At 50.4% G+C, this 23,010-nt stretch carries 24 protein-coding genes; 18 read left to right on the forward strand and 6 right to left on the reverse strand.

What is annotated here, in order from left to right; genetic code table 11:
* The first annotated feature begins 5 nt into the window (after positions 1-5).
* The 13 genes from CTH_RS05840 (at position 6) to CTH_RS05900 (ending at position 11,928) form a co-directional block, all read left to right on the forward strand.
* The gene (locus tag CTH_RS05840; protein ID WP_078664803.1) at positions 6-773 is read left to right on the forward strand and encodes a SigF/SigG family RNA polymerase sporulation sigma factor; all 768 of its coding nucleotides are present in this window, start codon (positions 6-8) and stop codon (positions 771-773) included.
* A 94-nt stretch (positions 774-867) separates the two neighbouring features.
* Positions 868-1,074, forward strand: a complete 207-nt coding sequence (locus CTH_RS05845) for a dodecin family protein (RefSeq protein ID WP_078664802.1) — start codon at positions 868-870, stop codon at positions 1,072-1,074.
* A 48-nt stretch (positions 1,075-1,122) separates the two neighbouring features.
* The gene (gene spoVAC, locus CTH_RS05850; RefSeq protein WP_078664801.1) at positions 1,123-1,596 is read left to right on the forward strand and encodes a stage V sporulation protein AC; all 474 of its coding nucleotides are present in this window, start codon (positions 1,123-1,125) and stop codon (positions 1,594-1,596) included.
* Positions 1,597-2,607, forward strand: coding sequence for a stage V sporulation protein AD (spoVAD, locus tag CTH_RS05855; protein ID WP_079906636.1), 1,011 nt, complete (start codon positions 1,597-1,599; stop codon positions 2,605-2,607).
* Positions 2,608-2,619: 12 nt separating this feature from the next.
* Positions 2,620-2,979 carry a stage V sporulation protein AE gene (gene spoVAE, locus CTH_RS05860; protein WP_079906637.1) on the forward strand — a complete coding sequence of 120 codons (360 nt, stop codon included), beginning with the start codon at positions 2,620-2,622 and terminating at the stop codon, positions 2,977-2,979.
* 1 nt (position 2,980) lies between these two features.
* The gene (locus tag CTH_RS05865) at positions 2,981-3,556 is read left to right on the forward strand and encodes a stage V sporulation protein AE (protein ID WP_078664798.1); all 576 of its coding nucleotides are present in this window, start codon (positions 2,981-2,983) and stop codon (positions 3,554-3,556) included.
* Positions 3,549-5,102 carry a spore germination protein gene (locus tag CTH_RS05870; RefSeq protein ID WP_107753317.1) on the forward strand — a complete coding sequence of 518 codons (1,554 nt, stop codon included), beginning with the start codon at positions 3,549-3,551 and terminating at the stop codon, positions 5,100-5,102. Before CTH_RS05865 ends, CTH_RS05870 begins: the two co-directional genes overlap by 8 nt.
* Entirely contained in the window at positions 5,089-6,075 is a 987-nt protein-coding gene (locus tag CTH_RS05875; RefSeq protein ID WP_078664796.1) for an acyl-CoA dehydratase activase-related protein, read from the forward strand. The genes CTH_RS05870 and CTH_RS05875 overlap by 14 nt, the downstream gene beginning before the upstream one ends.
* Positions 6,068-7,183: a CoA protein activase gene (locus CTH_RS05880; RefSeq protein WP_318262794.1), complete on the forward strand. Its 1,116-nt coding sequence runs from the start codon at positions 6,068-6,070 to the stop codon at positions 7,181-7,183. Before CTH_RS05875 ends, CTH_RS05880 begins: the two co-directional genes overlap by 8 nt.
* Positions 7,161-8,144: an acyl-CoA dehydratase activase gene (locus CTH_RS05885; protein ID WP_078664795.1), complete on the forward strand. Its 984-nt coding sequence runs from the start codon at positions 7,161-7,163 to the stop codon at positions 8,142-8,144. Before CTH_RS05880 ends, CTH_RS05885 begins: the two co-directional genes overlap by 23 nt.
* A 102-nt stretch (positions 8,145-8,246) precedes the next feature.
* Entirely contained in the window at positions 8,247-9,611 is a 1,365-nt protein-coding gene (locus CTH_RS05890) for a TrpB-like pyridoxal phosphate-dependent enzyme (protein WP_078664794.1), read from the forward strand.
* Between the two features lie 215 nt (positions 9,612-9,826).
* Positions 9,827-11,146 carry a diaminopimelate decarboxylase gene (gene lysA / locus CTH_RS05895; RefSeq protein ID WP_078664793.1) on the forward strand — a complete coding sequence of 440 codons (1,320 nt, stop codon included), beginning with the start codon at positions 9,827-9,829 and terminating at the stop codon, positions 11,144-11,146.
* A 113-nt stretch (positions 11,147-11,259) separates the two neighbouring features.
* A complete protein-coding gene (locus CTH_RS05900; RefSeq protein WP_107753319.1) occupies positions 11,260-11,928 on the forward strand; it encodes a NapC/NirT family cytochrome c in 669 nt (222 codons plus the stop codon).
* Here CTH_RS05900 and CTH_RS05905 read toward each other — a convergent pair.
* From CTH_RS05905 to CTH_RS05920, 4 genes are read right to left on the reverse strand one after another with little or no spacing between them, the layout of a single operon-like run.
* Complete coding sequence (locus tag CTH_RS05905; RefSeq protein ID WP_159071853.1) at positions 11,901-12,377, reverse strand: hydrogenase maturation protease; 477 nt, start codon at positions 12,375-12,377, stop codon at positions 11,901-11,903. The genes CTH_RS05900 and CTH_RS05905 overlap by 28 nt on opposite strands.
* Positions 12,370-13,044: a Ni/Fe-hydrogenase, b-type cytochrome subunit gene (gene cybH, locus CTH_RS05910; RefSeq protein WP_078664790.1), complete on the reverse strand. Its 675-nt coding sequence runs from the start codon at positions 13,042-13,044 to the stop codon at positions 12,370-12,372. Before cybH ends, CTH_RS05905 begins: the two co-directional genes overlap by 8 nt.
* 12 nt (positions 13,045-13,056) lie before the next feature.
* Positions 13,057-14,769 (reverse strand): nickel-dependent hydrogenase large subunit, encoded by a 1,713-nt coding sequence (locus tag CTH_RS05915; RefSeq protein WP_079906642.1) that lies wholly within the window; start codon positions 14,767-14,769, stop codon positions 13,057-13,059.
* Positions 14,747-15,841 (reverse strand): hydrogenase small subunit, encoded by a 1,095-nt coding sequence (locus CTH_RS05920; RefSeq protein ID WP_078664788.1) that lies wholly within the window; start codon positions 15,839-15,841, stop codon positions 14,747-14,749. The genes CTH_RS05915 and CTH_RS05920 overlap by 23 nt, the downstream gene beginning before the upstream one ends.
* A 148-nt stretch (positions 15,842-15,989) precedes the next feature.
* Between CTH_RS05920 and CTH_RS05925 the strand changes: the two genes are divergently transcribed.
* The 4 genes from CTH_RS05925 (at position 15,990) to CTH_RS05940 (ending at position 18,104) form a co-directional block, all read left to right on the forward strand.
* Positions 15,990-16,181, forward strand: coding sequence for a ferredoxin (locus tag CTH_RS05925; RefSeq protein WP_078664787.1), 192 nt, complete (start codon positions 15,990-15,992; stop codon positions 16,179-16,181).
* Positions 16,182-16,288: 107 nt separating this feature from the next.
* Positions 16,289-16,963 (forward strand): 7-cyano-7-deazaguanine synthase QueC, encoded by a 675-nt coding sequence (queC, locus tag CTH_RS05930; protein WP_078664786.1) that lies wholly within the window; start codon positions 16,289-16,291, stop codon positions 16,961-16,963.
* An 18-nt stretch (positions 16,964-16,981) separates the two neighbouring features.
* Positions 16,982-17,596, forward strand: coding sequence for an SIR2 family NAD-dependent protein deacylase (locus CTH_RS05935; protein ID WP_078664785.1), 615 nt, complete (start codon positions 16,982-16,984; stop codon positions 17,594-17,596).
* Between the two features lie 55 nt (positions 17,597-17,651).
* A complete protein-coding gene (locus CTH_RS05940) occupies positions 17,652-18,104 on the forward strand; it encodes an OsmC family protein (RefSeq protein WP_107753321.1) in 453 nt (150 codons plus the stop codon).
* Here CTH_RS05940 and CTH_RS05945 read toward each other — a convergent pair.
* Entirely contained in the window at positions 18,101-19,258 is a 1,158-nt protein-coding gene (locus CTH_RS05945) for a nickel pincer cofactor-dependent isomerase, group 22 (RefSeq protein ID WP_078664783.1), read from the reverse strand. The genes CTH_RS05940 and CTH_RS05945 overlap by 4 nt on opposite strands.
* Complete coding sequence (locus CTH_RS05950) at positions 19,200-20,405, reverse strand: amidohydrolase family protein (protein WP_107753323.1); 1,206 nt, start codon at positions 20,403-20,405, stop codon at positions 19,200-19,202. Before CTH_RS05950 ends, CTH_RS05945 begins: the two co-directional genes overlap by 59 nt.
* 119 nt (positions 20,406-20,524) lie before the next feature.
* On the opposite strand from CTH_RS05950, the gene CTH_RS05955 reads away from it, so the two are divergent.
* Complete coding sequence (locus CTH_RS05955; RefSeq protein WP_078664781.1) at positions 20,525-22,939, forward strand: glycogen/starch/alpha-glucan phosphorylase; 2,415 nt, start codon at positions 20,525-20,527, stop codon at positions 22,937-22,939.
* Positions 22,940-23,010: the final 71 nt, after the last annotated feature.

Below are 23,010 nucleotides of genomic sequence, written 5' to 3' on the forward strand. Positions count from 1 at the left end.
ATGGCATGGCTAACCTGTTTAAAGATATGAATTTGCCCTATTATCCCCTATTAACAGAGGAAGAGACCAGAGACTTGCTGCAAAAAAGTGTCAGGGGCGATCAGGAGGCCAGGGAAAAACTGATCAACCATAATCTGCGACTGGTATTTAATCTGGTCCAGCGCTTTGCCGGTAAGGGTTATGACCTGGAAGACCTGTTTCAAATCGGTGTCATAGGTTTAATGAAGGCTGTGGATCGTTTTAATCCCGATTTTGATGTGCGTTTTTCCACCTATGCTGTACCTATGGTTTTAGGGGAAATTCGCCGCTATCTCCGGGATGATCAGCCGGTAAAACTGACCCGTTCAATTAAGGAGGGGGCAGTGAAGGTACATAAAATGCGAGAGACTTTAATGAAAGAACTGGGCCGCGAACCAACGGTCCAGGAGCTGGCAGGGGCTCTGGATATGGCAGCAGATGAAGTGCTGGCTACGCTGGAGGCCATGCAGGCTCCCGTTTCCATGCAAGAAGCCTTGTATCAGGATGATGGTGACCCGGTTCTGCTGGAGGACCGATTGACTGAAGAGGGTACAGGAGAAAAAATGCTGGAGAAACTGGCTCTTAAGGAAGTAATAGATAAATTGCCACCCCGGGACCGGCAGCTTCTTATTTTGCGCTTTTTTGAAGATAAAACCCAGATGCAGGTGGCAGAGATTCTGGGCATTTCCCAGGTTCAGGTCTCTCGCCTGGAGCGGCAAGCTTTGCAAAATTTACGAGCTTTACTGTCAGGTTAGAGGATAATCCGCCTGGAAACGAAGGGCGGATTTTTTTTGTATATTTCTCTTTCTTCAGGGAGAGGCTAAAGAGTGAATGAAAGGAGGGAAAGGCATGTTTGTCAAGGTAGTAGAACTGGTAGGCGAGTCTCCCATTGGCTGGAAGGATGCAGTGCAGAGGGCGGTGGAGGAAGCATCCAGGAGTGTTCAGAACATCACCGGCGTGGAAGTATATAATATGACCGCCAACGTTGAAGATGGTAAACTGACAGAATTTAAAGCCAATGTTAAGATCGCTTACACTGATGAAGTACTGAAATAACCGGGAAGGACACCGGCAGGTGTCCTTTCTCAATGTGGGGGGGATATCATGGGTATTCTGGCACAATATCCTGGTAAAAAAAATAAACAGAAGGCATATCAGCAAATGATTCAGGAGTTAGCGCCCAGGCCGCCAGTATTGAAAAATGCCTTTTTTGCTTTCTTTTTCGGAGGTTTAATTTGCACTGTCGGGCAATTGTTAATTAATTTTTATCAGAGACAGGGATTGAGTTTTCTGGATAGCACAGCGGCAACTGCAGCTACACTGGTTTTTGTAGCTGCCTTTCTCACCGGTCTAGGGGTTTGGGATACATTTGGGCGAATTGCCGGTGCTGGAGCGATTGTTCCAATTACCGGTTTTGCTAACTCTATGGTAGCAGCGGCACTGGAGTATAAACGCGAAGGAATGGTTTTTGGGGTTGCCGCCCGGCTATTTACCATTGCTGGTCCTGTGATTGTTTTTGGTACGGTAACGGCCTGGTTAGTTGGACTGTTATTTTACCTGGTAGGGGGAGGGAAATAGATGAAAGGGAAAAAAATCGGCAAACAGACGATACAGTTTGCCAATCCGCCGGTAATTCTCGCTACTGCCACCACGGCTGGGCCTATGGAAGCCAAAGGACCGTTAGGCACTTATTACAGTCTAACCTATCCTGACCAGCTGATTGGACAGAAATCCTGGGAACAGGCGGAAAGAAAGATGTTGAAGGATGCGGTGGAGCTGGCCATCAGCCATTCTCGCCTTACGGTTATGGATATCGAGTTTCTGCTAGCGGGTGATTTGTTGAATCAGATTATCACTGCCAATTTTGCGGCCAGGGATCTGGGTATACCATTGATTGGTCTGTATGGGGCCTGTTCTACCATGGCCTTAGGCCTGGCCCTGGGGGCGATGATTATAGACGGTGGTTTTGCCCGTCACCTGGTGGTTGCAGCTTCCAGTCATTATGATACTGCCGAAAGGCAGTATCGCTATCCCACTGAATTAGGAACTCAACGACCGATGACGGCACAATGGACAGTGACCGGGGCAGGGGCCATGGTTTTAGGAGCCGTTGGGGAAGGTCTGTATATTACCCATGCTACTATCGGCAAGGTGATGGATTTAGGGCAGGATAATCCCAATGATATGGGCTCAGCTATGGCGCCAGCAGTAGCTGATACCATCCTTACCCATTTTGGCGATACAGGCCGCAGTCCGGCGGATTATGACCTGATCATCAGTGGTGACCTGGCCAGTATTGGAAAGGCTCTTTGCGAAAGGATATTGAAAGAAGCTGGCTTTGATGTGACTAATAAGTATACCGATGCGGGAATATTAGTATATGACCCCATTCAGGATGTGCACGCCGGTGGCAGTGGTTGTGGCTGCTCAGCGATCGTATGGGGTAGCTGGCTTTATCAGGAAATGTTGAAAGGGCGATTTAAACGGGTTTTACTGGTGGGTTCCGGATCTTTACATAGTCCCATTTCAGTACAGCAAGGGGAGACTATCCCGGGCATTGGCCATGCCATTGCCGTAGAAAGGCTTTAGGAGGAGAAAGGCATGATTTACTTTAAGGCATTTCTGGTTGGGGGGGCAATCTGTTTACTGGGACAGCTCTTGATGGATTTAACCAGTCATAAAATCACCCCGGCTCATATACTGGTCGGATTTGTTTCGGGGGGAGCCCTTCTAAGCGCCCTGGGTGTCTATCAGCCTCTGGTCAACTGGGCAGGGGCAGGAGCCACTGTACCTTTACCGGGGTTTGGCCATGCGCTGGCGCAGGGTGCCATTAAAGCGGTACAGTCTAAAGGGCTTTTGGGCGCTTTTGCTGGAGGCTTGCAAGCCGCCGCTGTTGGCCTTACGGCTGCCATTGTCTTTGGTTATTTAATCGCTGCCCTGTTCAATCCGCGGGGTGATTGAAATGGGGCAACGCAAGCGGGTAATCCTGGTTACTGACGGGGACAAGGTGGCCCGTAAAGCTGTAGAGAAAGCTGCGGCTAATATTAAGGCTCACTGTATTTCTGCTTCGGCCGGCAATCCAACGCCAATAAGTGGCCCGGAATTGTTGCAGTTAATCAGGGAAGCCCGGGGTGAGCCGGTAGTAATCATGGTGGATGACCGCGGCAAGGAAGGTCAGGGGAAAGGAGAGCAGCTGGCCCGTTTCCTGGCTAAATGCCGGGAAGTAGAAATTATTGGCGCAGTAGCGGTAGCTTCCAATGACAAGGGAGCGGATGGGGTCAGAGTGGATTGTTCCATAACAGCTGATGGAAAAATAATATCCGGTCCCGTGGACAAGGAAGGGCAACCAGAGCCGGAAGGCCATCTTTATCTGGAGGGAGATACGGTAGATATGTTGCGTTCTCTGGGGGTACCAGTAATTGTTGGTATCGGGGATATAGGCAAACAGCAAGGGGCAGATAGCTGGGCGAAAGGCGCACCTTTAACGACTAAGGCTTTACGATACATTATTGAACAAGGAGGCAACCAGCATGGCTGAACGGGAGGAAATGCTGAGCGGCAAATTGGGCCGTAATTTTCAGGAAAATGTGGCCCAGCTGGATAAAATCCTGGCTGCTGGAATTAGTTTTGATGTACATAGCCGCCCCCTGGAATTCGGTCAGAAAAAAATACAGATGTATTTTGTAGATGGTCTGGTTGACTCGACCTCCATTTTGGATATGACCCGGATTCTCTCTATGGTGGAGCGCAATGACCTGGTACCAGCCACTTTGCACAAACTGGTACAGACCTACCTCAGTCACGGCCAGGTGACCACAGAAGCTGCCCTGGACAAAATTGCTTCCCATGTACTGGCCGGTCGCACCGCTTTTATTGTCGAAGGCGAACAGGAAGCCATTATCGTTGAGGCCCGGCGCTATCCGGCCCGGGGGCCGGAGGAGCCCGATCTGGAAAAGGTAGTTCGGGGTAGCCGGGATGGCTTTACGGAAACCATTATTTTCAACACTGCCTTGATCAGGCGGCGGATCAGAGACCCCAAATTGAGATTTATCATGCTATCGGGAGGGAAGAGGTCTAAAAGCGATATTTGTCTGGCTTATATCGAGGATATCGCCAGCCCGGAACTGGTAGCTGATATCAAACGGCGTCTGGAAAAACTAAATATCGACGGTTTGCCTATGGCGGAAAAGTCTGTGGAAGAGATGATTACTAAAGAGGATAATGCCTGGAACCCTTTTCCCCAGGTACGCTATACTGAAAGGCCGGATGTGGCAGCAGCCCACTTGCTGGAAGGGCATGTGCTGATTATGGTGGATACTTCCCCCAGTATTATGATTGCACCTACAACCTTTTTTCACCACGTCCAGCATGCTGAGGAATACCGGCAGGCGCCAATCGTGGGTGCATATATCCGCTGGGTACGGTTACTGGCGATTGTAGCTTCCCTGGTAGTTGTTCCTTTATGGTTGCTTTTCTCCCTGCATCCCGGATTGTTGCCGAAAGCACTGAGTTTTATTGGGCCGAAAAAAATAGGGAATGTTCCTCTGATCCTGCAGTTTCTCATAGCTGAAGTCAGTATCGATGTGGTCAGGATGGCGGCTATCCATACTCCATCCCCATTGACCACTTCCCTGGGTTTGATCGCGGCTTTAATGATCGGTGAGGTAGCAATTAATATCGGGATGTTTGCTCCAGAGGTAATTATGTATATGGCCATTGCTGCTACTGGAACTTTTGCTACCCCCAGTTATGAGCTAGGAATGGCATTAAGATTGTGGCGCTATCTCTTGATTATACTGGTCTACGCTTTAAGCTGGCCCGGTCTGGTGCTAGGCGTGCTGGCCTTATTTGTCTTCCTGGCCCGGTCCAGGTCTTTTGGAGTACCCTATCTCTGGCCGCTAATACCTTTTAACTGGACAGCTTTGAAAGCCATTCTGATTCGTTATCCAGTACCGATTCAGAACAGCCGGCCCAGCATCCTGAAGCCAGTAGATACTGACCGGCAACCGGGGCAGTCCATTCCTATTCCCTCACGGAAACCTCAGTTTGGAAAAGGAGAGAAAGAGGAAAATGAGAAAGATTAAAATCAGTGAGAAACGGGCTCCGCGGGTGGGGATTCCCCGGGCCCTCCTTTATTATAGCTATAATCCTTTCTGGACCGAATTTTTTCGTCAGATAGGGGCAGAGCCTATTTTATCACCGGAGACTAACAAGGAAATCCTCGATGCCGGAGTGCGTCTGGCTGTTGATGAAGCCTGTTTGCCGGTAAAGGTGTTTCTGGGGCATGTTCAGGCCGTGATTAATCTGGGTGTGGACTATCTTTTCATTCCCCGGCTGGTGGCCGTGGAGAAAAGGGCTTATATTTGTCCCAAATTCCTGGGGCTACCGGATATGGCCCGGGCCTGTTTAAAATTGCCTGTACCCTTGCTAAAGCCTACTATCAATCTGAATGGCGGACGACGGCAGCTCTGGCTGGCGGCCCGGGAGACGGCTGAACAGCTGGGAGTGCATCCGATACAAGCGGGACGAGCCCTGCTTAAAGCCTGGGTGTTCTGGCAGAAAGCCGGGGGGATCAGCTGGTGGCGCCAGCACACCCGTTCGCTGAGAGGCGAAAACAGCCGCAGGGGACTGAAAGTAGCTGTAATTGCTCATCCCTATAATCTGTATGATAATTACATTAATCTGGGGCTCCTCCAGCATTTGGAGCAGCTGGGTGTAGAAGTGGTTACTCCGGAAGATGTGCCCGTCCAGGAAGCAGAAGCGGGAGCAGCCCAAATGCCCAAAAGGCTATTTTGGACCCTGAACCGCCATTTGCTGGGAACCGCGTTACACCTGGCTGAGCAAGAAGGATTATCCGGGTTAATCCATCTCTCTGCCTTCGGCTGTGGGCCTGACTCATTTACCGGTGAAATTATTACCCGGCGTTTACAAAGAGCAGGGCGGGTGTCGGTTCTTAACCTGACTATTGATGAGCATAGCGGGGAGGCAGGGCTGGTGACGCGGGTGGAAGCCTTTATCGATATGCTGCAGAGAAGGAGGAAACAGTGCGGTGCCTAAAGTAACTTTTCCCCACATGGGGACGATGGCTATCGGGGTAAAGGGACTATTAAGGGAACTGGGAGTGGAAACGATTGTGCCACCTCCCATTACAAAACGCACTCTGGAACTGGGGTGTCGTCATTCCCCGGAGTTCGCCTGTTTGCCGCTGAAAATAAATCTGGGCAACTTTATTGAAGCTGCCGAGCTAGGGGCAGATACAATTTTAATGGCAGGCGGCATGGGGCCTTGCCGATTTGGCTATTATGCCCAGGTTCAACGGGAAATATTGAAAGACCTGGGTTATGAACTGGAAATGGTAGTGCTGGAACCGCCGGAGAAACACATTTCCCAGTTTATACAGCGCCTGCGGAGAATTACCGGCAATCAGCCCCTCTGGCGGGTGATGAAGGCTTTGCGCCTGGCCTGGCATAAACTGGCGGCCCTGGACCGACTGGAACGACTGGTGGCTACCTTGAGGGCCCGGGCCTACCAGCCGGAGGAAGTGGAAAAAGCCTGGCGCCAGGTCCAGGTCTGCCTGGATCAGGCCCGGACTCTGGCGGAAATTAAGCAGGCGGTGACGCATTCCCAGCAACTGCTGTACAGTTTGCCAGTGGATTGGGCCAAAAAAGTTGTGCGTATCGGTTTAACGGGAGAGATTTATTGCCTGCTGGAGCCCTTTGCCAACCTGGAAATTGAACGCCGCTTAGGAGCGCTGGGGGTCGAGGTGGAACGGAGTCTGTATTTGAGCCATTGGATCAATGAACATCTTTTTCGGGGATTGATCCCCGGTATTCCGGATAGCCATCAGGCCTGTCAGGCTGCCAGTCCTTATTTAAATCATTTCGTGGGCGGACATGGTCAGGATACCATTGGCCATGCAGTATTGTGGGCTCAGAAAGGTTTTGATGGCTTGATTCAGGTTGCTCCTCTGACCTGTATGCCGGAAATTGTAGCGCAGAGTATTTTGCCTCAAGTGAGCAATGAGCTGGGCATTCCTGCCATGACGCTCTATTTTGACCAGCATACCGGTGAGGCTGGCTTGCAGACCAGACTGGAGGCCTTTGTGGATTTGCTGGTTCGCCAAAAGGAGGTTAACAGGAGAAATGAAAGCATTTCTCGGTATTGATGTAGGTTCAGTCAGTACCAATATTGTCTTGATGGATGAAAAAGGGGAGATTAAGGAAGCCCTTTATCTCAGAACCCGGGGACGGCCTATCCCTACGGTGCAGGAGGGTCTTGCCCAAATTGCTGAAAGCTGGGCCGGTAAAGCCACTATCCGCGGGGTGGGCACTACCGGTAGTGGGCGCCAGCTGGCGGCTTTACTGGTGGGTGCGGATGCGGTTAAAAACGAAATCACTGCCCATGCCGTGGCTGCTTCTACGCTGGTGCCTGGGGTACAAACAGTGCTGGAAATAGGTGGGCAGGATTCGAAAATTATTATTCTGAGAAACGGGATTGTGGCGGACTTTGCCATGAACACTGTTTGTGCTGCCGGTACCGGCTCCTTCCTGGACCAGCAGGCGGCGCGTCTTAATATACCCATTGAAGAGTTCGGGCCCCGGGCCTTAGCTGCCCGCCACCCGGTACGCATTGCTGGCCGTTGCTCGGTCTTTGCTGAATCGGACATGATCCATAAACAGCAGATGGGTCACGATCTGGCCGATATTCTCGCCGGTTTATGTGAAGCCCTGGTCAGAAATTATCTCAATAATGTAGGTAAAGGCAAAGAGATTTTGGCACCAGTGGTTTTTCAGGGGGGAGTTGCCGCCAATGCCGGCATCCGGGCTGCTTTTGAAAAGGCCCTGGGGATGGAAATTATTGTCCCGCCCCACTTTAATGTAATGGGAGCAGTAGGAGCTGCCATCCTGGCCCGGGAAGCGGTCCTGCAAGGACAAACTACCAGGTTTAAAGGCTGGAGTCTCTGTCAGCAAGATTTTGCCTCTGGCAGTTTTGAGTGCAAATATTGCCCCAATCTCTGTGAGGTTATTGAATTAAAACAAAACGGAGAAACCGTAGCCCGCTGGGGAGACCGCTGCGGGCGCTGGTCGCAAGCAGAAGCAGCCCGCGAAACAGCGGCTGGAAAATAAAATTGTTATTGAACAGTTGTGGGCTCTATGCTAAAATACAAGCATGGAGCCTTCTTTTTCCATTTGAGGGAGAAGAGCATGGCAAGAAGGAGTTGAGGAGAGATGAGAGCGGATACCAAAATCCTGCTCACTGAAAAAGAAATGCCTACCGTCTGGTATAACATTCAGGCTCATATGCCCAATTTACCGCCACCCCCGCTCAATCCCCGAACAGGTCAACCGGTCACTCCGGAAGATTTGTTGCCTATATTTCCGCTGGAACTGATCAAACAGGAGGTAAGCACTGAACCATATATCGAGATTCCTGAGGAAGTTCAGCAGCTTTATCGCTTATTCAGACCAACGCCCTTATTCAGGGCCCATCGCCTGGAAAAAGCCCTGGACACTCCGGCCCGGATTTACTATAAATATGAAGGGACCAGCCCGGCAGGCAGCCATAAGGTCAATACCTCCATTCCCCAGGCCTTTTACAATAAACAGGCTGGCATTAAGAGGCTGGCAACGGAAACAGGGGCCGGGCAGTGGGGTAGTGCTCTCAGCATGGCCTGCAGTTTCTTCGGGCTGGAATGCACTGTGTATATGGTTAAGGTTTCTTACCAGCAAAAGCCCTACCGGCGCTCACTGATGCGGGTGTTTGGCGCTGAGGTGATTCCCAGTCCTTCGCCTCTGACCCAGGCCGGGCGGGCAGTGCTGGAACAAAGCCCGGATTCACCGGGCAGTCTGGGCATTGCTATCAGTGAGGCGGTAGAGGATGCCGCCAGCCGGGAAGATACCAATTATGCCCTGGGCAGTGTCCTCAATCATGTCTGTCTGCACCAGACGGTAATCGGGCAAGAAGTTCAGGCCCAACTGGCCAAAGTGGATGAAGCAGCTGATATTGTAATCGGATGCTGTGGAGGCGGCAGCAATTTTGCCGGTATTTCCTTCCCCTTTGTCCGGGACAAAATTCTAAAGGGAACGAAAACTCGCATTATCGCCGTAGAACCGGCAGCCTGTCCCACCCTGACCAAAGGGGTCTATGCCTATGACTATGGTGATGTGGCCAAGCTGACTCCCATTATGCCTATGTATACTCTTGGCCATGATTTCATGCCTCCTGGCATTCATGCTGGTGGGTTACGCTATCATGGGGATTCCCCGCTGGTCAGTCAGCTCTTAAAGGACGGCTTGATTGAGGCAGTGGCCTATCCCCAGACTCAGGTTTTTGAGGCGGCTGTTCTCTTTGCCCGCACTGAAGGGATTTTGCCAGCCCCCGAATCTTCCCACGCCATTAAAGCGGCAATAGTAGAGGCCCTGCGTTGCAAGGAAGCCGGGGAAACTAAAACCATCGTGTTCTGTTTAAGCGGCCATGGACACTTCGATTTAAGTGCTTATGATGATTACTTGACCGGTAAAATCCAGGATTATGAATATCCGGAACGGCTGGTTAAAGAAGCCCTGGCTAACTTGCCTAAAGTGGAATTATAAATTACTCAAGCAGGAACACTCAGATAATGTGTTCCTGCTTTTTGCATTGTTATGCAGATATATTGTATACATAGGCAAAAGGACAGTGAGAAAGATTGTCAATAGGGAAAAAACATGTTATAGTGATTGATAGAATTTTCCCGGACTTTTGTGATTGAAGGTTAACGGTTTCTCAGAAAAAATCATAATATCTATTGGTGATAGGAGATGATGATATGCGTTTGCATGGTACTATGAGCATCAATGCCGAAGGGCGCTTAACCATTGGCGGTTGCGATACAGCAGGTCTGGTAGCGGAGTTTGGTACCCCCTTGTATGTTTTTGATGAGGAACTGATCAGGCAAAACTGCCGCGCCTACCGGGCTGCTTTTATGCAGGATGAGCGTATTCAGGGAGAAGTAATTTATGCCTCGAAAGCCTTCATGACCAAAGCCATGGCCCGCATTATTCAGGAAGAAGGACTGGGCCTGGATGTGGTTTCTGGCGGTGAGTTATATACTGCCCTGGAGGCAGGGTTTGATCCTGCCCGGATTTATTTTCATGGCAATAACAAATCCCCTGCCGAGCTCGAGATGGCGTTAGCTGCCGGTATCGGCTATTTTGTAGTGGATAATTTCACCGAACTGCATCTGCTCAATGGCCTGGCCGGGGAGCGGGGCGTCAAGGCCAGCATCCTTTTGCGAATTACCCCAGGGGTAGAAGCTCATACCCATGAATACATCCAGACCGGACAAATTGATTCCAAGTTCGGGTCAGCTATTTCTACCGGCCAGGCTTTGGCAATTGTGGAGGAAGCCCTGCAGCTGCCTCACATAGACCTAAAGGGATTGCATTGCCATATTGGTTCCCAGATTTTTGAACTTGAAAGCTACCGTTACACAGTGCAAGTTATGCTGGATTTTCTGGCTGAGCTGCGTAGCAGGCTGGGCTTTACAGCAGAAATACTGAACCTGGGTGGGGGTTTTGGTATTTACTACGCCGAAGGGGATGAACCGGCCTCTATCGCTGCGTATGGGCAACTGGTCCGGGAGTCAGTTCTTGCTGGCTGTGAAGAAAGAGATTTGCCTTTACCCCGCCTGGTAGTGGAGCCCGGTCGTTCTATCATTGGCCCGGCTGGTACTACTCTTTATACTGTCGGTTCAGTGAAGGAGATACCAGGAGTAAGAACTTACATTGCCGTTGATGGCGGCATGGGTGATAACCCCAGACCGGCGCTCTATCAGTCCAGGTATTCGGCCCTGCTGGCCAACAAAGCTGATCAACCGGCAGAAATAGTGGTATCTGTGGCCGGGAAATACTGCGAATCCGGGGACATGCTAATCTGGGATTTGGCAGTTCCCCGTACTGAGCCCGGAGATATTCTGGCTGTATTTTGCACTGGTGCTTATAACTACTCTATGGCCATGAATTATAACCGGGTACCCAGACCGGCTGCGGTACTGGTCAAGGATGGGCAGGCAGATTTGATTATCCGCCGGGAAAGCTATGCTGACCTGGTACAAAATGATGTAATTCCTGAGAGATTGAAAAAATAGGCAACAACCCGGCTGTAGCCGGGTTTTATTTATAGTACAAATGCACTAAAAATAGACTAGATGGCAGGGAAAGGGATAATTTTATTTAATATTTCTAACTAGGGGGGAGAGAGATGTTAACAGCCCAAAATCTTAAAAAAATTATACTGGTTTCAGGATTCTTGCTAATTGTAATTCTGGCAGGGGCAAGTTACTATACCAGTAAACCGCAGTTTTGTGCCAGTTGTCACTTGATGGAGCCTATTTATCAAAGCTGGACCCAATCTGCCCATAAAGATGTAGAATGTTATGCCTGTCATGCTGAGCCCGGCTTCGCTGGCGTGGTAAAGGCCAAAATTAGCGGAGTTAGGGAGCTGATGATAACTTTACTTAATCTGGAGCCCAGGCCGCAGGCTACGGTAAAAAATGAGCGTTGCCAGAGCTGTCATCAGCAATGGCCTGCTGAGTTAAAAAACATGCCTGGCATAATTTACAATCACGAAAAACATAGCCGGGGCTATAATTGTACTTTATGCCACAGTGGGGTAGCCCATGGTAGCAGAGCCCGGTTAAAAATGAAAGATTGTCTGGCCTGCCATCGGGTTAAAGGCGCTGGTAAAGCACCTGTAGATGAATGCTTGAAATGCCACCGGGATCCCAATAGTCTTAAACCCCGAAACCATCAGGAGCCAGCATGGGCAATAACCCACGGGCGGGAATATCGAAGGGATAAGAATAACTGTCTTGCCTGCCATCGTCCAGCAACTAATCTGTGTCAACAATGCCATCCTGCACCGAAATAAAAGGCAATAATATCATAGACTTGTTCTAAAGCTACGGGTATGGCTGCTTTGACCTGTGGGCTCAATTCCAGACCAGGTCTGATGTCAGCAGGTTGAATTCCCAGCAGGACCAGGTCAGGGGGCAATTTACCACGCCAGCAGGCCAGGGCCAGTAAATCAGCCAGGGCTACCTGGTGAGGGGAGAGCCGGGGCCGGGCCAGCTGGATTAACTGCTCATAACTAAAAAGACCCACGGTACCCGGGGGCTTGTCCCAGTTTACGGCATCGATGATCAAAAGCTGTGCAGCAGTTTCAATTACGGGCAATAAGGATAAACCCCCGGTGCCGCCGTCCACCAGTTTTATCTGAGAAGCAAGACCGGATTGACGTAATCTCTGCAGTAGATGAATTCCTATTCCTTCATCACGATAGAGAGGATTACCCAGCCCGAGAACAACCGGTTTAGCCATTTTCTCTGTCCTCTCTGACAGGAACATATTTATAGCCGCTAAAAATAGACGAAACGGTGCCATCATCATCCAGGATATCCTGACGTATTACGGTATAGAGATGCAAGACGACAAAGGCAGCAAAAAGCCAGGCCGCCAGGTGATGATAACTGCGCAGAACCAGTGAATTACCGCCAAAGAAGGGGATTAGCCAGCCAAACCAGCGTTCCTGCCAGCCGCCGGGATGAATCTCTCCTTGCAAGGCTAGTCCACTGGCAATCATAAAGGCGGAGTTGATCCAGATAATGAAAAAGTAGGTAAGCTGGGCCAGGACATTGTGGCCGGTATGTACCGTATGTTCTTTTTTGAGAAAAAGATAGTACTTTAACGTCTCCAGGCCATCGGCAAAAAATCCTTTTCGCCAGGGACGAAAGCGAGCATACTCATTGCCGACAAAAGCCCAGTAAAAACGGAAAAGGAAATTGGCTATAAACAGCCAGGCGGCCCAGCCATGCCAGTAGCGGGCTTTACCCATCAGAAAAAAGGAGTAGGCTTCGGTTCCAGCCGGCCTGTATTTGGGAAAGCCAATATAGAGGCCGGTGAGAAAAAGGGTAATGATCAAAAAGACATTTAACCAGTGATAGAAGCGGACCGGCCATTCCCAGACATAGATGGCTTTGCGCAGCATCGCATACCCTCCTTAGTAAAACCTTATTTCAGTCAGGGGTTGACTGGTAGTGAGATCAGTTAAATGGACAGCACAGGCAATACAGGGATCAAAGGAATGAATAATTCGCAAAATTTCCAGAGGCTTTGCCGGATCGGCCAGAGGTGTTCCGACCAGAGCTTCCTCATAAGGGCCGCGCTGCTCAAGACCATCCCGGGGGGAGGCATTCCAGGTAGTGGGGACTACTGCTTGATAGAGAGTGATTTTGCCATCTTTGATTTTTACCCAGTGCCCTAGAGCGCCGCGGGGAGCCTCAGTAATGCCCGCACCTCTGGCTTCTTTGGGCCAGGTGGAAGGATCCCATTTTTCCGGATTAAAAACCCGGGTATCACCGGCTTTGAGGTTGGCCAGCAGTTCAGCATAGGTTTTCTTCAGGAAGTGGACCAGGATCCTGGTTTCCAGGCCGCGGGCCAGGGTACGCCCCAGGGCGCTAAATAAAGCCTCCTTGCCCAATCCCAGTTTAGCCAGGGCGGAATCTACTTCTTCCTTAATCCGGGACTGGCCCCGGGCATAACCTACCAGTATACGGGCCAGTGGACCCACTTCCATAGGTTTACCCCGCCAGCGGGGAGCTTTGAGCCAGCTATATTTGCCGGTTGTATCCAGTTGCTTATAAGGAGGACGAGGGCCGGTATATTTGGGATTGGTCTGTCCTTCCCAGGGATGCAGCCCTTTGCTTCCACTATATTCATACCAGGAATAGTCAACGAATTCCTGAATCTGTTCTGGATCCTTTACATCTATGTCATGGACCTCATTCAGATTGCGATTTAAGATTACCCCGGCGGGAAAAATTTCTTCTCCGGTTTCTTTTTTACCCCGGTCAGCTAGATGGCCATAGACCAGAAAATTACCTACGCCACCACCATAGGTCCAGTCTTTATAAAAGGACGCAATGGCCAGCAGATCGGGAAGGTAGACTTTTTCCACAAACTCAATCGCTTTATCGATTTCCCGGCCCACCAGATTCAAACGTTCCATATTTATGGTATTATCGTTATCCAGATTAATGGTGCAGGCCATACCGCCAACCAGATAATTGGGATGGGGATTTTTACCACCAAAAATGGTATGTATCCTGACTATATCTTTTTGCCATTCCAGAGCTTCGAGATAGTGGGCCACTGCCAGTAAGTTGACTTCCGGTGGTAACTTATAGGCCGGGTGCCCCCAGTAGCCATTGGTGAAAATACCCAGTTGACCACTGGCAACAAAACTTTGCAAGCGTTTTTGTAAATCCCGGAAATAGCCAGGGGAGGATTTGGGCCAGTCAGAAAGAGATTGGGCCAGACGGCTGGTCGCAGCCGGGTCTGCTTTCAAGGCAGAAGTGATATCCACCCAGTCCAGGGCATGCAGGTGGTAGAAATGCACTACATGGTCATGGACAAACTGGGTAGCATTCATGATATTGCGGATCAAGGTGGCGTTTTTAGGCACTTCAATTTTCAGGGCATCTTCTACTGCCAGTACGGAGGCAATGGCATGGATATGGGTACAAACCCCACAGATACGCTGGGCAAAGGCCCAGGCATCCCGGGGATCCCGATCCTTGAGGATAAGTTCCAGCCCGCGAAAGGCAGTGCCGGAACTATAGGCTTCCTTGATCACGTTCCCTTCTACATCAGCTTCGATGCGTAAATGTCCCTCAATTCTGGTTAGAGGATCAACCACTATTCTTTGGGCCATGCTTTTCACCTTCTTCTTTCTTTTTGGTTTTTAACACTCCGGTGGCCAGGGCATGTAACCCCACTCCGGCAGCTGTGACACCAACCACTTTTTTACCCAGTTCATCGGGGTCAACCGGTTTAGCCTGACCAGGTATATGCGCCAGCCTGGTATAAAAGGGCGAGTTATCGAAAAAGTTGGGCTCCGAACAGCCCAGACAGGGATGGCCGGACTTGATAGGGTAGCTGACTCCATTATTCCACTGGGTAATGGCACAGGCATTATAGGTGGTGGGACCTTTGCAGCCCATTTTATAGAGGCACCAGCCCTGTTTGGCCCCCTCATCATCGAATTGCTCCACAAAAAGACCGGCATCGAAAAAGGCCCGGCGATTGCAGTTATCATGGATACGATGATTGTAGAAGGCTCTGGGACGGCCCAATCCAGTCAGCTCCGGCAAACGATCAAAGGTAACATAGTGGGCAACCACCCCTGCGATTACTTCTGCAATAGGTGGGCAACCAGGCACATCAATAACCGGTTTGTTCCGCACTATATCCTTAACGGCGACAGCTCCGGTAGGATTAGGGCTGGCCCCCTGAACACAGGTGTTGGTGGCACAGGAGCCATAGGCGATAACTGCCAGTGCGCCCTCTGCAGCTTCCAGCAGGACCTGGCGGGCAGTTTTGCCAGCAATAGTAGTGTATATACCATCATCTTTTAAAGGCACACTTCCTTCCACAACAAGCAAATAGCGGCCCCGATAGTCCTGCATGGTTTTAGCTTTAGCTGCTTCTGCTTGTTCTCCGGCAGCGGCCATCAGGGTTTCCATGTAATCCAGAGAAATCAGGTTGAGGATCAGGTCTGAAAAGAGGGGATGGGCGGTTCTGATAAAGGATTCGGAACAACAGGTGCATAGTTGCAATTCCAGATAAATAACCGGTAATCGCTGTTTGGTTTCCAGAGCATGAGCAACCTGGCTAATAAAGGAGGCATCCAGACCCATGGTAGCAGTGAGAATGGTGCACAGGCGTAAAAAATCGCGCCGGGTGTAGCCTTTTCTTAAAAGGGCGTGATAGTAGGTATCGGTCATGGTTTGCTCCTCCTTGCTGTGGATTTATTTTATTTTTTGCCGTTACTTGAGGATTATACAAAAAAAGACAGCAATTGTGAGCCCGGTCACAGGAGTTGCTGGCAGGGGATGGTATAATTGGATTAAGAACAGAAAGGAGTGAGGGAAAATGAGAGCCAGAGTGAATAAGGATCTGTGTATTGGCTGTGGAGCCTGCGCCGCCATTTGTCCCCAGGTGTTTGAGCTAGGGGAGGACGGATTGTCCCTGGTTATTGCGGATCCAGTTCCAGCGGAGGCTGAGGCCAGTGCCCGGGATGCGGCGGATGGTTGTCCGGTAGGGGCCATTGAAATTGAGGAGTAAAAAACAGGCCACCCGTTTTGGGTGGCCTGTTTTTTGGCGTTATAACTGTTGCAAAAGCATCAAAATAGGTTATACTTATGGATGAGAATGGAGGTAGAGCAAAGAACATGAAAAAAGCGGTTGTCTTATTATCCGGGGGCATAGATTCCACCGTCTGTCTGGCTTTAGCGCACCGGGATGGTTATGAGCTATATCCCATTTCCTTTGATTATAACCAGCGCCACAAACGGGAACTGGACAGTGCCCGCCAGATTGCCGAATATTATCACTGTCCCCGGCATTTAATTATTACTACCAACATGGATGCTATCGGGGGCAGTGCCCTGACGGGGACAATGGAAGTACCGGAAGGGGATATAGAGCGCAAGGACATTCCCCCTACTTATGTTCCAGCCCGCAATCTGATTTTCCTCAGTTATGCCGTCGGCTATGCTGAAGTGGTAGGAGCAGAACGGATATATATCGGGGTCAATGCCCTTGACTATGCCGGCTATCCCGATTGTCGACCGGAGTTTATCCAGCGCTTTCAGGCCACAGTGGATTATGCGACTAAAGCGACAACCAGGGATGCTCAAAGAATCGAGATTGTAACCCCCTTAATCAATCTGGATAAGGCTGGTATTATTAAACTGGGTATGGAGCTGAAGGCTCCCCTGCACCTTACAACCACCTGCTATCGGGGGGGAGAAAAGGCCTGTGGTCGTTGTGATGCCTGTCTTTTGCGTTTACAGGGTTTTTCCCGGGCAGGTTTTCAGGACCCGATAAATTATGTTCATCTCTAAGGAGCAGAGGTGAGAAGGATGAAAATAATCGCCTTCACCGGAGCTGGCATTTCTAAAGCCAGTGGTATACCTACTTTTGAAGAAATGCCCGGAATCAGAGACTACCTGACCCGGAACTATTTTCAAGAGGAGCCGCAGGAGTTCTACCAGAAGCTGTGGCAAATGTATGAAAGAATAAGCCAGGCAGAACCTAATCCTGCTCATCTGGCCCTGGCCCGCTATCAGATTCCGGTAATAACCATGAATATTGATGGCCTGCACCGTAAAGCCGGGACCAAAGAGCTAGTGGAAATTCACGGCAATCTGGACTATGTTTTTTGTCCGGTCTGTCAACGCCAATATCCTTTTACAGTAGTTAAAGACAATCATTTTTGTTCTGACTGCCGGGAGGTGCTGCAACCCAATGTCGTCTTATATGGCGACTGGCTGGCCCAGTTGCCCCAGGCCCTGGATCTGGTGGCTGATGCCGAACTGTTGCTGGTTATTGGCACTTCCTTTTATACTTCCACTGCCCGCTATGTTACCGAACGAGCTCGCCTGGCCGGGGCCAGGGTGGAGGTAATAAATGCGGAAGCGGAAAAAGTGCTGCCCGAACTACTGGACCGCCTTTTTAATGCCGAAAGGCATGCATAAGAATAGGGCCCTTTCGCCATCCTGTTAGTGAAATAACTGACAGGAGGTAAGGCCCATGATTATTACATTGCAGGCTAAAAGCCACTGGGTAGAACAAATGAAAAGCGAGATTACCATCAGGGAGTTTTCCCCCGTAACCATGGATGAGCCCGGAGATCTGGGCGGACAGGATTCAGCTCCCACCCCGATGGAATATGTCCTGGCTTCGTTACTGGGTTGTACCACCGTGATGGCGGTAATGATTGCGAAAGAAATGGCCATTGAAGTCAATGGTCTGATGATGCGGGCAGAAGGGGAATTAAATACCGATGGTATTATGGGTAAAGGAGATGTACCTCCCTATTTTACCCGGGTGAAACAGGAGATTAGCATTGATAGCACTGCCAATCAGGAACAGCTGGAACGCCTGGCCCAGCAAATCAAAAAACGCTGTCCGGTATATAATATGCTAAAAGCAGCCGGGACCGTGGTAGAGGTCAGCTGGCAACCTGGACCGGCAGTTCCCTAGTCAGTTTCTTCCCATAACCAGACGGTATCCAGCTGCAGAGTATTTTTAATTCTGACAGTTAAGCGGGGACGATGTCCCAGTATTCTGGAGGCCCAGTGCAGGGCCTCTTTTTCGTCGGCAGCTACGAGGGGTAGTTTGGCTCGCTCAAGAAATCCGGTAGTTAAGGCATTGGCATAGGTGGCTGTCCAGTCAATCTTGTTGACCAGCTGCCGGGTGGTAAGATCAGCCAGTCCGATTCCATAGGCATTGCCCTGGGATGCCGGGGCCAGGTCCAAAACCAGAATCAGTTTGATCAGAGGAGAGGGAGCTGGTGCAGGTAGGCCGGGAATACCCAGGCGATTGATAACATGGGTATCCATTCCAGTGCCACTAAAACATTTCCCGATTTCCTCCACCATCAGCAAATCGATCTCTGACCAGGGCAGACGGGGTTGCCAGCCTTTAACCCGGGCCAGTAATTGTGGTTCTTCTGCCAGAATTTCTGCAGGAGTAAGAGCCACCAGGTCGGCCAGTTCCTGATAGGCGTTTTCCAGAATGGCTATGCCTCCCCAGATCGGCAGGCGGGTAAGCAGCAGCCGGGCGGCTTCACCCAGACGCTGGCTTAAGCTCTGGGGGCCGCCAGCATGTAAGGCTGCTGCTCCAGCAGGACCGCCCATACCCAGAGCCAGCATTTTGACCAGACCGCTCTCCCAGGGACCAGTAAAAGAAGTATGAGGTTTAACCCGGTTAATTAACAGAATAGCATTGGTGGGCAGCGGTAATTCCAGGGTAAATATCGGGGTGCCATTCTTCAGCCTGTCAGTTTCCCGGGTAACAACCCCGGGATATACCGGGCAGCCCATAGTGTCAGCACTAATACCCAGTTCAGCCAGGACCCGCAATTGTCCTTCAGCGGTACTACCGCCATGACTGCCCATGGCGGCAATCAAATAGGGAGTAACCTGACGCTGACGCAAAAAATCCAGAATTTGTTTGAGCAGGGTGGGTAAAACGGCTATGCCCCGGCTGCCTACCGGTATGGCCACGGTAGCTCCGGCTGCCAGGGGCTGCTGCTGCCATAACCTTTCCAGTCCGGCCTGTAAAACTGCCGTCGGGTCAGTCAGACGAGGCCGGGGAAAACTTAAGGTGACTTTTTGCCAGTGTTGTTCTTGCAATTTCATCATCTCCCAACCAGAGGATGGTAATCAGATCGGCAGAAAGGGCAGAAAGCTTTTGCCAGGGCGGCTGGCGATACAGGTTCAAGGCCGGGAGAGGCCAGACAGGATCCAGGTCAGGATTCAGGGATTGCCAGGTGTGGCGCAAAACCTTTGTCAGCAGTTCCAGTGGTGAGTAGCCACACTGACCCAGGAGCTCCAGTTCCTTCAGTAAGCCAAAACCATGTCTGACTCCTGTGGCCCCGGCATCACTGCCTGCTACTACCGGCACTCCCAATTGCCGGGCCAGTTCTACCATTTGCATTTGCCTATCCAGGCTGCGGGCTGCTACCGGATAGGCCCGGGCCTGAGCGGCTACCGGAGCCAGAGTGGGGACCCAGTAAATGCCCTTTTGCGCTAGCTGGGTCAGGGTGGATTCGGTGAGGAAGTAACCATGTTCCAGACTGTGTACCCCGCAACTGGCAGCTAAGGCACTGGCTTCAGCACCGCTGGCATGTACCATGAGGGGTAATCCTGCCCCATTGGCCTGAGCTACTAAAGCGGACAATTCCTTCTCTGTAAACTGGCAGGGCCCGACCTGGCCGTATTCGGTAAAGGAAATAATGCCTGATAGCATCAGTTTCAGGTGCCGGGAGCCATTGGCTCTAATTTGTGTCGTCAGCTCGCCCCAGGGAGGCATGGCATTACGCCCCAGGGGATGGGCAAAGGCAGTACCATATCCCCCTTCCCGACAGTAGGCGGGATGGGTGGTATGTATATAAAAAAGGCTGTCCATTTGGGCGGCGAGACGATGGGCCCAGCCCTGGCGGTCCCCGCCATCCCGGGCTGCCAGCACACCGGCTCTGGCCATCGATTCCAGATTAGTTTGCCACATATGGTGCATACCTGTTTCGTCGTTCCAGCGGGCCCGGGCAGCTGCAAAATCCACCCCGTCTAGAGCCAGATGGACATGGGCATCTGCCAGCGGGGTGAGGGCATAACAATCAGCATAGGTTGTATCGGGAGCAGGTAAGTCCGCAGGGTAAGCCTGCCAGGGAATGAGCCGCTGGAGTTTGCCTTTTTTTATTTCCAGAACCACCGGGGTTTCCACAGGTTGATTCATACCACAGCTAAGAAACCCCGATAACAGCAGAAAGTGGCTGACCACGTATCTCTACACCCTCCTGTTTTTGCAAATTATTATATAATATAAAGGGAAGGATTGCTACTATTGCAAAAGTATGTGAGAATAGATATATAAGAGCACAGATTAGAGGAGGGTGTGGCATGCTGGCAGACAAGGAGAGTTTTAAGCAGGCATTTCTCGAGAAACTGGCAGCTTTGTTCGGCAAAACGCTGGAAGAAGCGACAGAGCAGGAGAAATATCAGGTGCTGGGACATCTGGTGCGGGAAGCCATTTACCAGCGCTGGGTGGAATCCAAACGACGACATGCCCAGCAACAGACAAAACAGGTTTATTATTTTTCCCTGGAATTCATGTTAGGGCGTCTATTGAGCAATAATCTAATCAACCTGGGCTGGCAGGAGAACTGGCAAGCGGCTTTACAGGAACTGGGAGTGGACTATTCCCTGCTGGAAGAAGTGGAACCGGATGCAGGCCTGGGAAATGGCGGTTTAGGCCGACTGGCAGCCTGTTTTCTCGACTCCCTGGCATCGCTGGGACTGGCTGGCCACGGTTGTGGTATCAGATATAAATACGGGCTGTTTGAACAAAAACTTGTTAATGGCTATCAGGTAGAGCTGCCGGAAAATTGGCTGAAAGAAGGGAATGTCTGGGAAACCCGGCGGGCGGATAAAGCAGTTAAGGTGCGCTTTGGCGGTCAGGTCAGGGTGGAGGAAAAACAGGGCCGGTTGAATTTTATTCATGAAAACTATGAGGAAATAATAGCAGTGCCTTATGACATTCCCATCATCGGTTATCGCAATGATTGTGTTAACACCCTGCGTTTATGGAGTGCAGAAGTGGCCAGGACGGAATTCGATTTCGCCTGTTTTAGCCGAGGGGAATACCTGAAGGCAGTAGAATATAAATATGCGGTGGAGGCTATTTCCCAGGTACTGTACCCGGATGATAATACATATAAAGGACGGGAACTGCGCTTAAAACAGCAATACTTCTTTGTCTCTGCCGGTATACAGAGTATCTTGCGCTATTTCAAAAAATGCTACGCCAATCAGTGGCATTTGCTGCCGGAAAAAATCGCTATCCAGGTTAATGATACCCATCCGGTACTGGTAATTCCTGAGTTAATGCGGATACTTATGGATGAAGAAGGGCTGGGCTGGGATGAAGCCTGGGATATAACCACTAGAACCGTGTCTTATACCAACCATACCATTCTGGCTGAAGCCCTGGAAAAATGGCCTATTGAGCTGTTCAAACAGCTTTTGCCCAGGATTTACATGATCGTGGAGGAGATAAATGAACGTTTTTGCAGGGCTCTCTGGGGGAGATATCCCGGTGATTGGGAGCGTATCCACCGGATGGCGGTAGTGGCAGACGGTTATGTAAAAATGGCTCATTTGGCTCTAGCCGGTAGTTACCGGGTCAATGGAGTGGCCAGAATTCATACAGAGATCTTGAAAACCAGGGAAATGCGGGAGTTTTACGAGTATTTTCCCGAAAAATTCACTAACAAAACCAATGGTATTACCCATCGCCGCTGGTTGTTAAAAGCTAATCCGCAGCTGGCGGAACTGCTTACAGAAGTGATTGGGGATAGCTGGATCCGGGAACCGGAAGAACTGAAACGTCTGTTACCCCTGGTTGATAACCGGGATTTACAGGAAAGGGCGGCATCTATCAAGCGTCAGAACAAGGAAAGGATGGCCCGGTTTATTTACCAGCATTGTGGTCTGAAAGTAGACCCGGCTTCTCTGTTTGATGTTCAGGTGAAACGTATTCATGCATATAAGCGCCAACTCTTAAATATTCTGCATGTACTGGACTTGTACCTGCGCTTGCTGGATGAGCCCAACCTGGACCTGGTACCCCGTACCTTTATTTTTGGCGGTAAAGCAGCACCCAGCTATTATATGGCTAAAAGTATTATTAAACTTATCAATACAGTTGCCGAGAAAATCAACAATGACCGCCGCTTTAATGACCGTTTACAGGTTTGTTTTCTGGAAAACTACCGGGTTTCCCTGGCGGAGCTGGTCATGCCTGCGGCTGAGGTGAGTGAACAGATCTCAACGGCAGGAAAAGAAGCTTCGGGTACAGGCAATATGAAATTCATGATGAATGGAGCTATTACCATAGGAACCCGGGATGGTGCCAATATTGAAATTGGAGAAGCAGTAGGAGAGGATAATATTGTCTTCTTTGGGCTTACTGCAGACAGGGTAATGCACTATTATGAACATGGCGGTTACAGTTCCTGGTATTTATATAATTCCCTGCCGCGGCTAAAACGAGTGGTGGATTCCCTGATCAATGGCTTTTTGCCCGCTGCCAGGGAAGAATTCAGCAATATTTATTCCAGTTTGACCCACAGTGATGAGTTTTTTGTCCTCAAGGACTTTTTGCCTTATGCCGAAGCCCAGGCTAAAATCGACAATTTATACCGGGATTTCCAGCGCTGGCAACGTATGAGCTTGACCAATATCGCCTGTTCGGGCCGTTTTTCCAGTGACAGAACCATCAGGGAATATGCCGGGGAAATCTGGGGACTGCTCTGATTGCTGCAAAAAATAGCAATCCAGGCCTGTTTCTGCTATAATACAAGGGTAAAGTAAGCAATGGCGGAGGA

The sequence above is a fragment of the Carboxydocella thermautotrophica genome (assembly GCA_003054495.1).
In the GTDB taxonomy this organism is placed as follows: Bacteria; Bacillota.

Excerpts from the sequence above, each read along its gene's own strand:
- queC (WP_078664786.1), top strand. The coding sequence starts at position 16,289 with ATGAAAAAAGCGGTTGTCTTATTATCCGGGGGCATAGATTCCACCGTC.
- CTH_RS05920 (WP_078664788.1), bottom strand. The coding sequence starts at position 15,841 with ATGACCGATACCTACTATCACGCCCTTTTAAGAAAAGGCTACACCCGG.
- CTH_RS05915 (WP_079906642.1), bottom strand. The coding sequence starts at position 14,769 with ATGGCCCAAAGAATAGTGGTTGATCCTCTAACCAGAATTGAGGGACAT.
- CTH_RS05925 (WP_078664787.1), top strand. The coding sequence starts at position 15,990 with ATGAGAGCCAGAGTGAATAAGGATCTGTGTATTGGCTGTGGAGCCTGC.
- CTH_RS05940 (WP_107753321.1), top strand. The coding sequence starts at position 17,652 with ATGATTATTACATTGCAGGCTAAAAGCCACTGGGTAGAACAAATGAAA.
- CTH_RS05870 (WP_107753317.1), top strand. The coding sequence starts at position 3,549 with ATGGCTGAACGGGAGGAAATGCTGAGCGGCAAATTGGGCCGTAATTTT.
- CTH_RS05955 (WP_078664781.1), top strand. The coding sequence starts at position 20,525 with ATGCTGGCAGACAAGGAGAGTTTTAAGCAGGCATTTCTCGAGAAACTG.
- spoVAC (WP_078664801.1), top strand. The coding sequence starts at position 1,123 with ATGGGTATTCTGGCACAATATCCTGGTAAAAAAAATAAACAGAAGGCA.
- CTH_RS05900 (WP_107753319.1), top strand. The coding sequence starts at position 11,260 with ATGTTAACAGCCCAAAATCTTAAAAAAATTATACTGGTTTCAGGATTC.
- CTH_RS05845 (WP_078664802.1), top strand. The coding sequence starts at position 868 with ATGTTTGTCAAGGTAGTAGAACTGGTAGGCGAGTCTCCCATTGGCTGG.
- CTH_RS05885 (WP_078664795.1), top strand. The coding sequence starts at position 7,161 with ATGAAAGCATTTCTCGGTATTGATGTAGGTTCAGTCAGTACCAATATT.
- CTH_RS05875 (WP_078664796.1), top strand. The coding sequence starts at position 5,089 with ATGAGAAAGATTAAAATCAGTGAGAAACGGGCTCCGCGGGTGGGGATT.
- CTH_RS05935 (WP_078664785.1), top strand. The coding sequence starts at position 16,982 with ATGAAAATAATCGCCTTCACCGGAGCTGGCATTTCTAAAGCCAGTGGT.
- CTH_RS05840 (WP_078664803.1), top strand. The coding sequence starts at position 6 with ATGGCTAACCTGTTTAAAGATATGAATTTGCCCTATTATCCCCTATTA.
- CTH_RS05865 (WP_078664798.1), top strand. The coding sequence starts at position 2,981 with ATGGGGCAACGCAAGCGGGTAATCCTGGTTACTGACGGGGACAAGGTG.
- CTH_RS05890 (WP_078664794.1), top strand. The coding sequence starts at position 8,247 with ATGAGAGCGGATACCAAAATCCTGCTCACTGAAAAAGAAATGCCTACC.
- spoVAE (WP_079906637.1), top strand. The coding sequence starts at position 2,620 with ATGATTTACTTTAAGGCATTTCTGGTTGGGGGGGCAATCTGTTTACTG.
- cybH (WP_078664790.1), bottom strand. The coding sequence starts at position 13,044 with ATGCTGCGCAAAGCCATCTATGTCTGGGAATGGCCGGTCCGCTTCTAT.
- CTH_RS05905 (WP_159071853.1), bottom strand. The coding sequence starts at position 12,377 with ATGGCTAAACCGGTTGTTCTCGGGCTGGGTAATCCTCTCTATCGTGAT.
- spoVAD (WP_079906636.1), top strand. The coding sequence starts at position 1,597 with ATGAAAGGGAAAAAAATCGGCAAACAGACGATACAGTTTGCCAATCCG.
- lysA (WP_078664793.1), top strand. The coding sequence starts at position 9,827 with ATGCGTTTGCATGGTACTATGAGCATCAATGCCGAAGGGCGCTTAACC.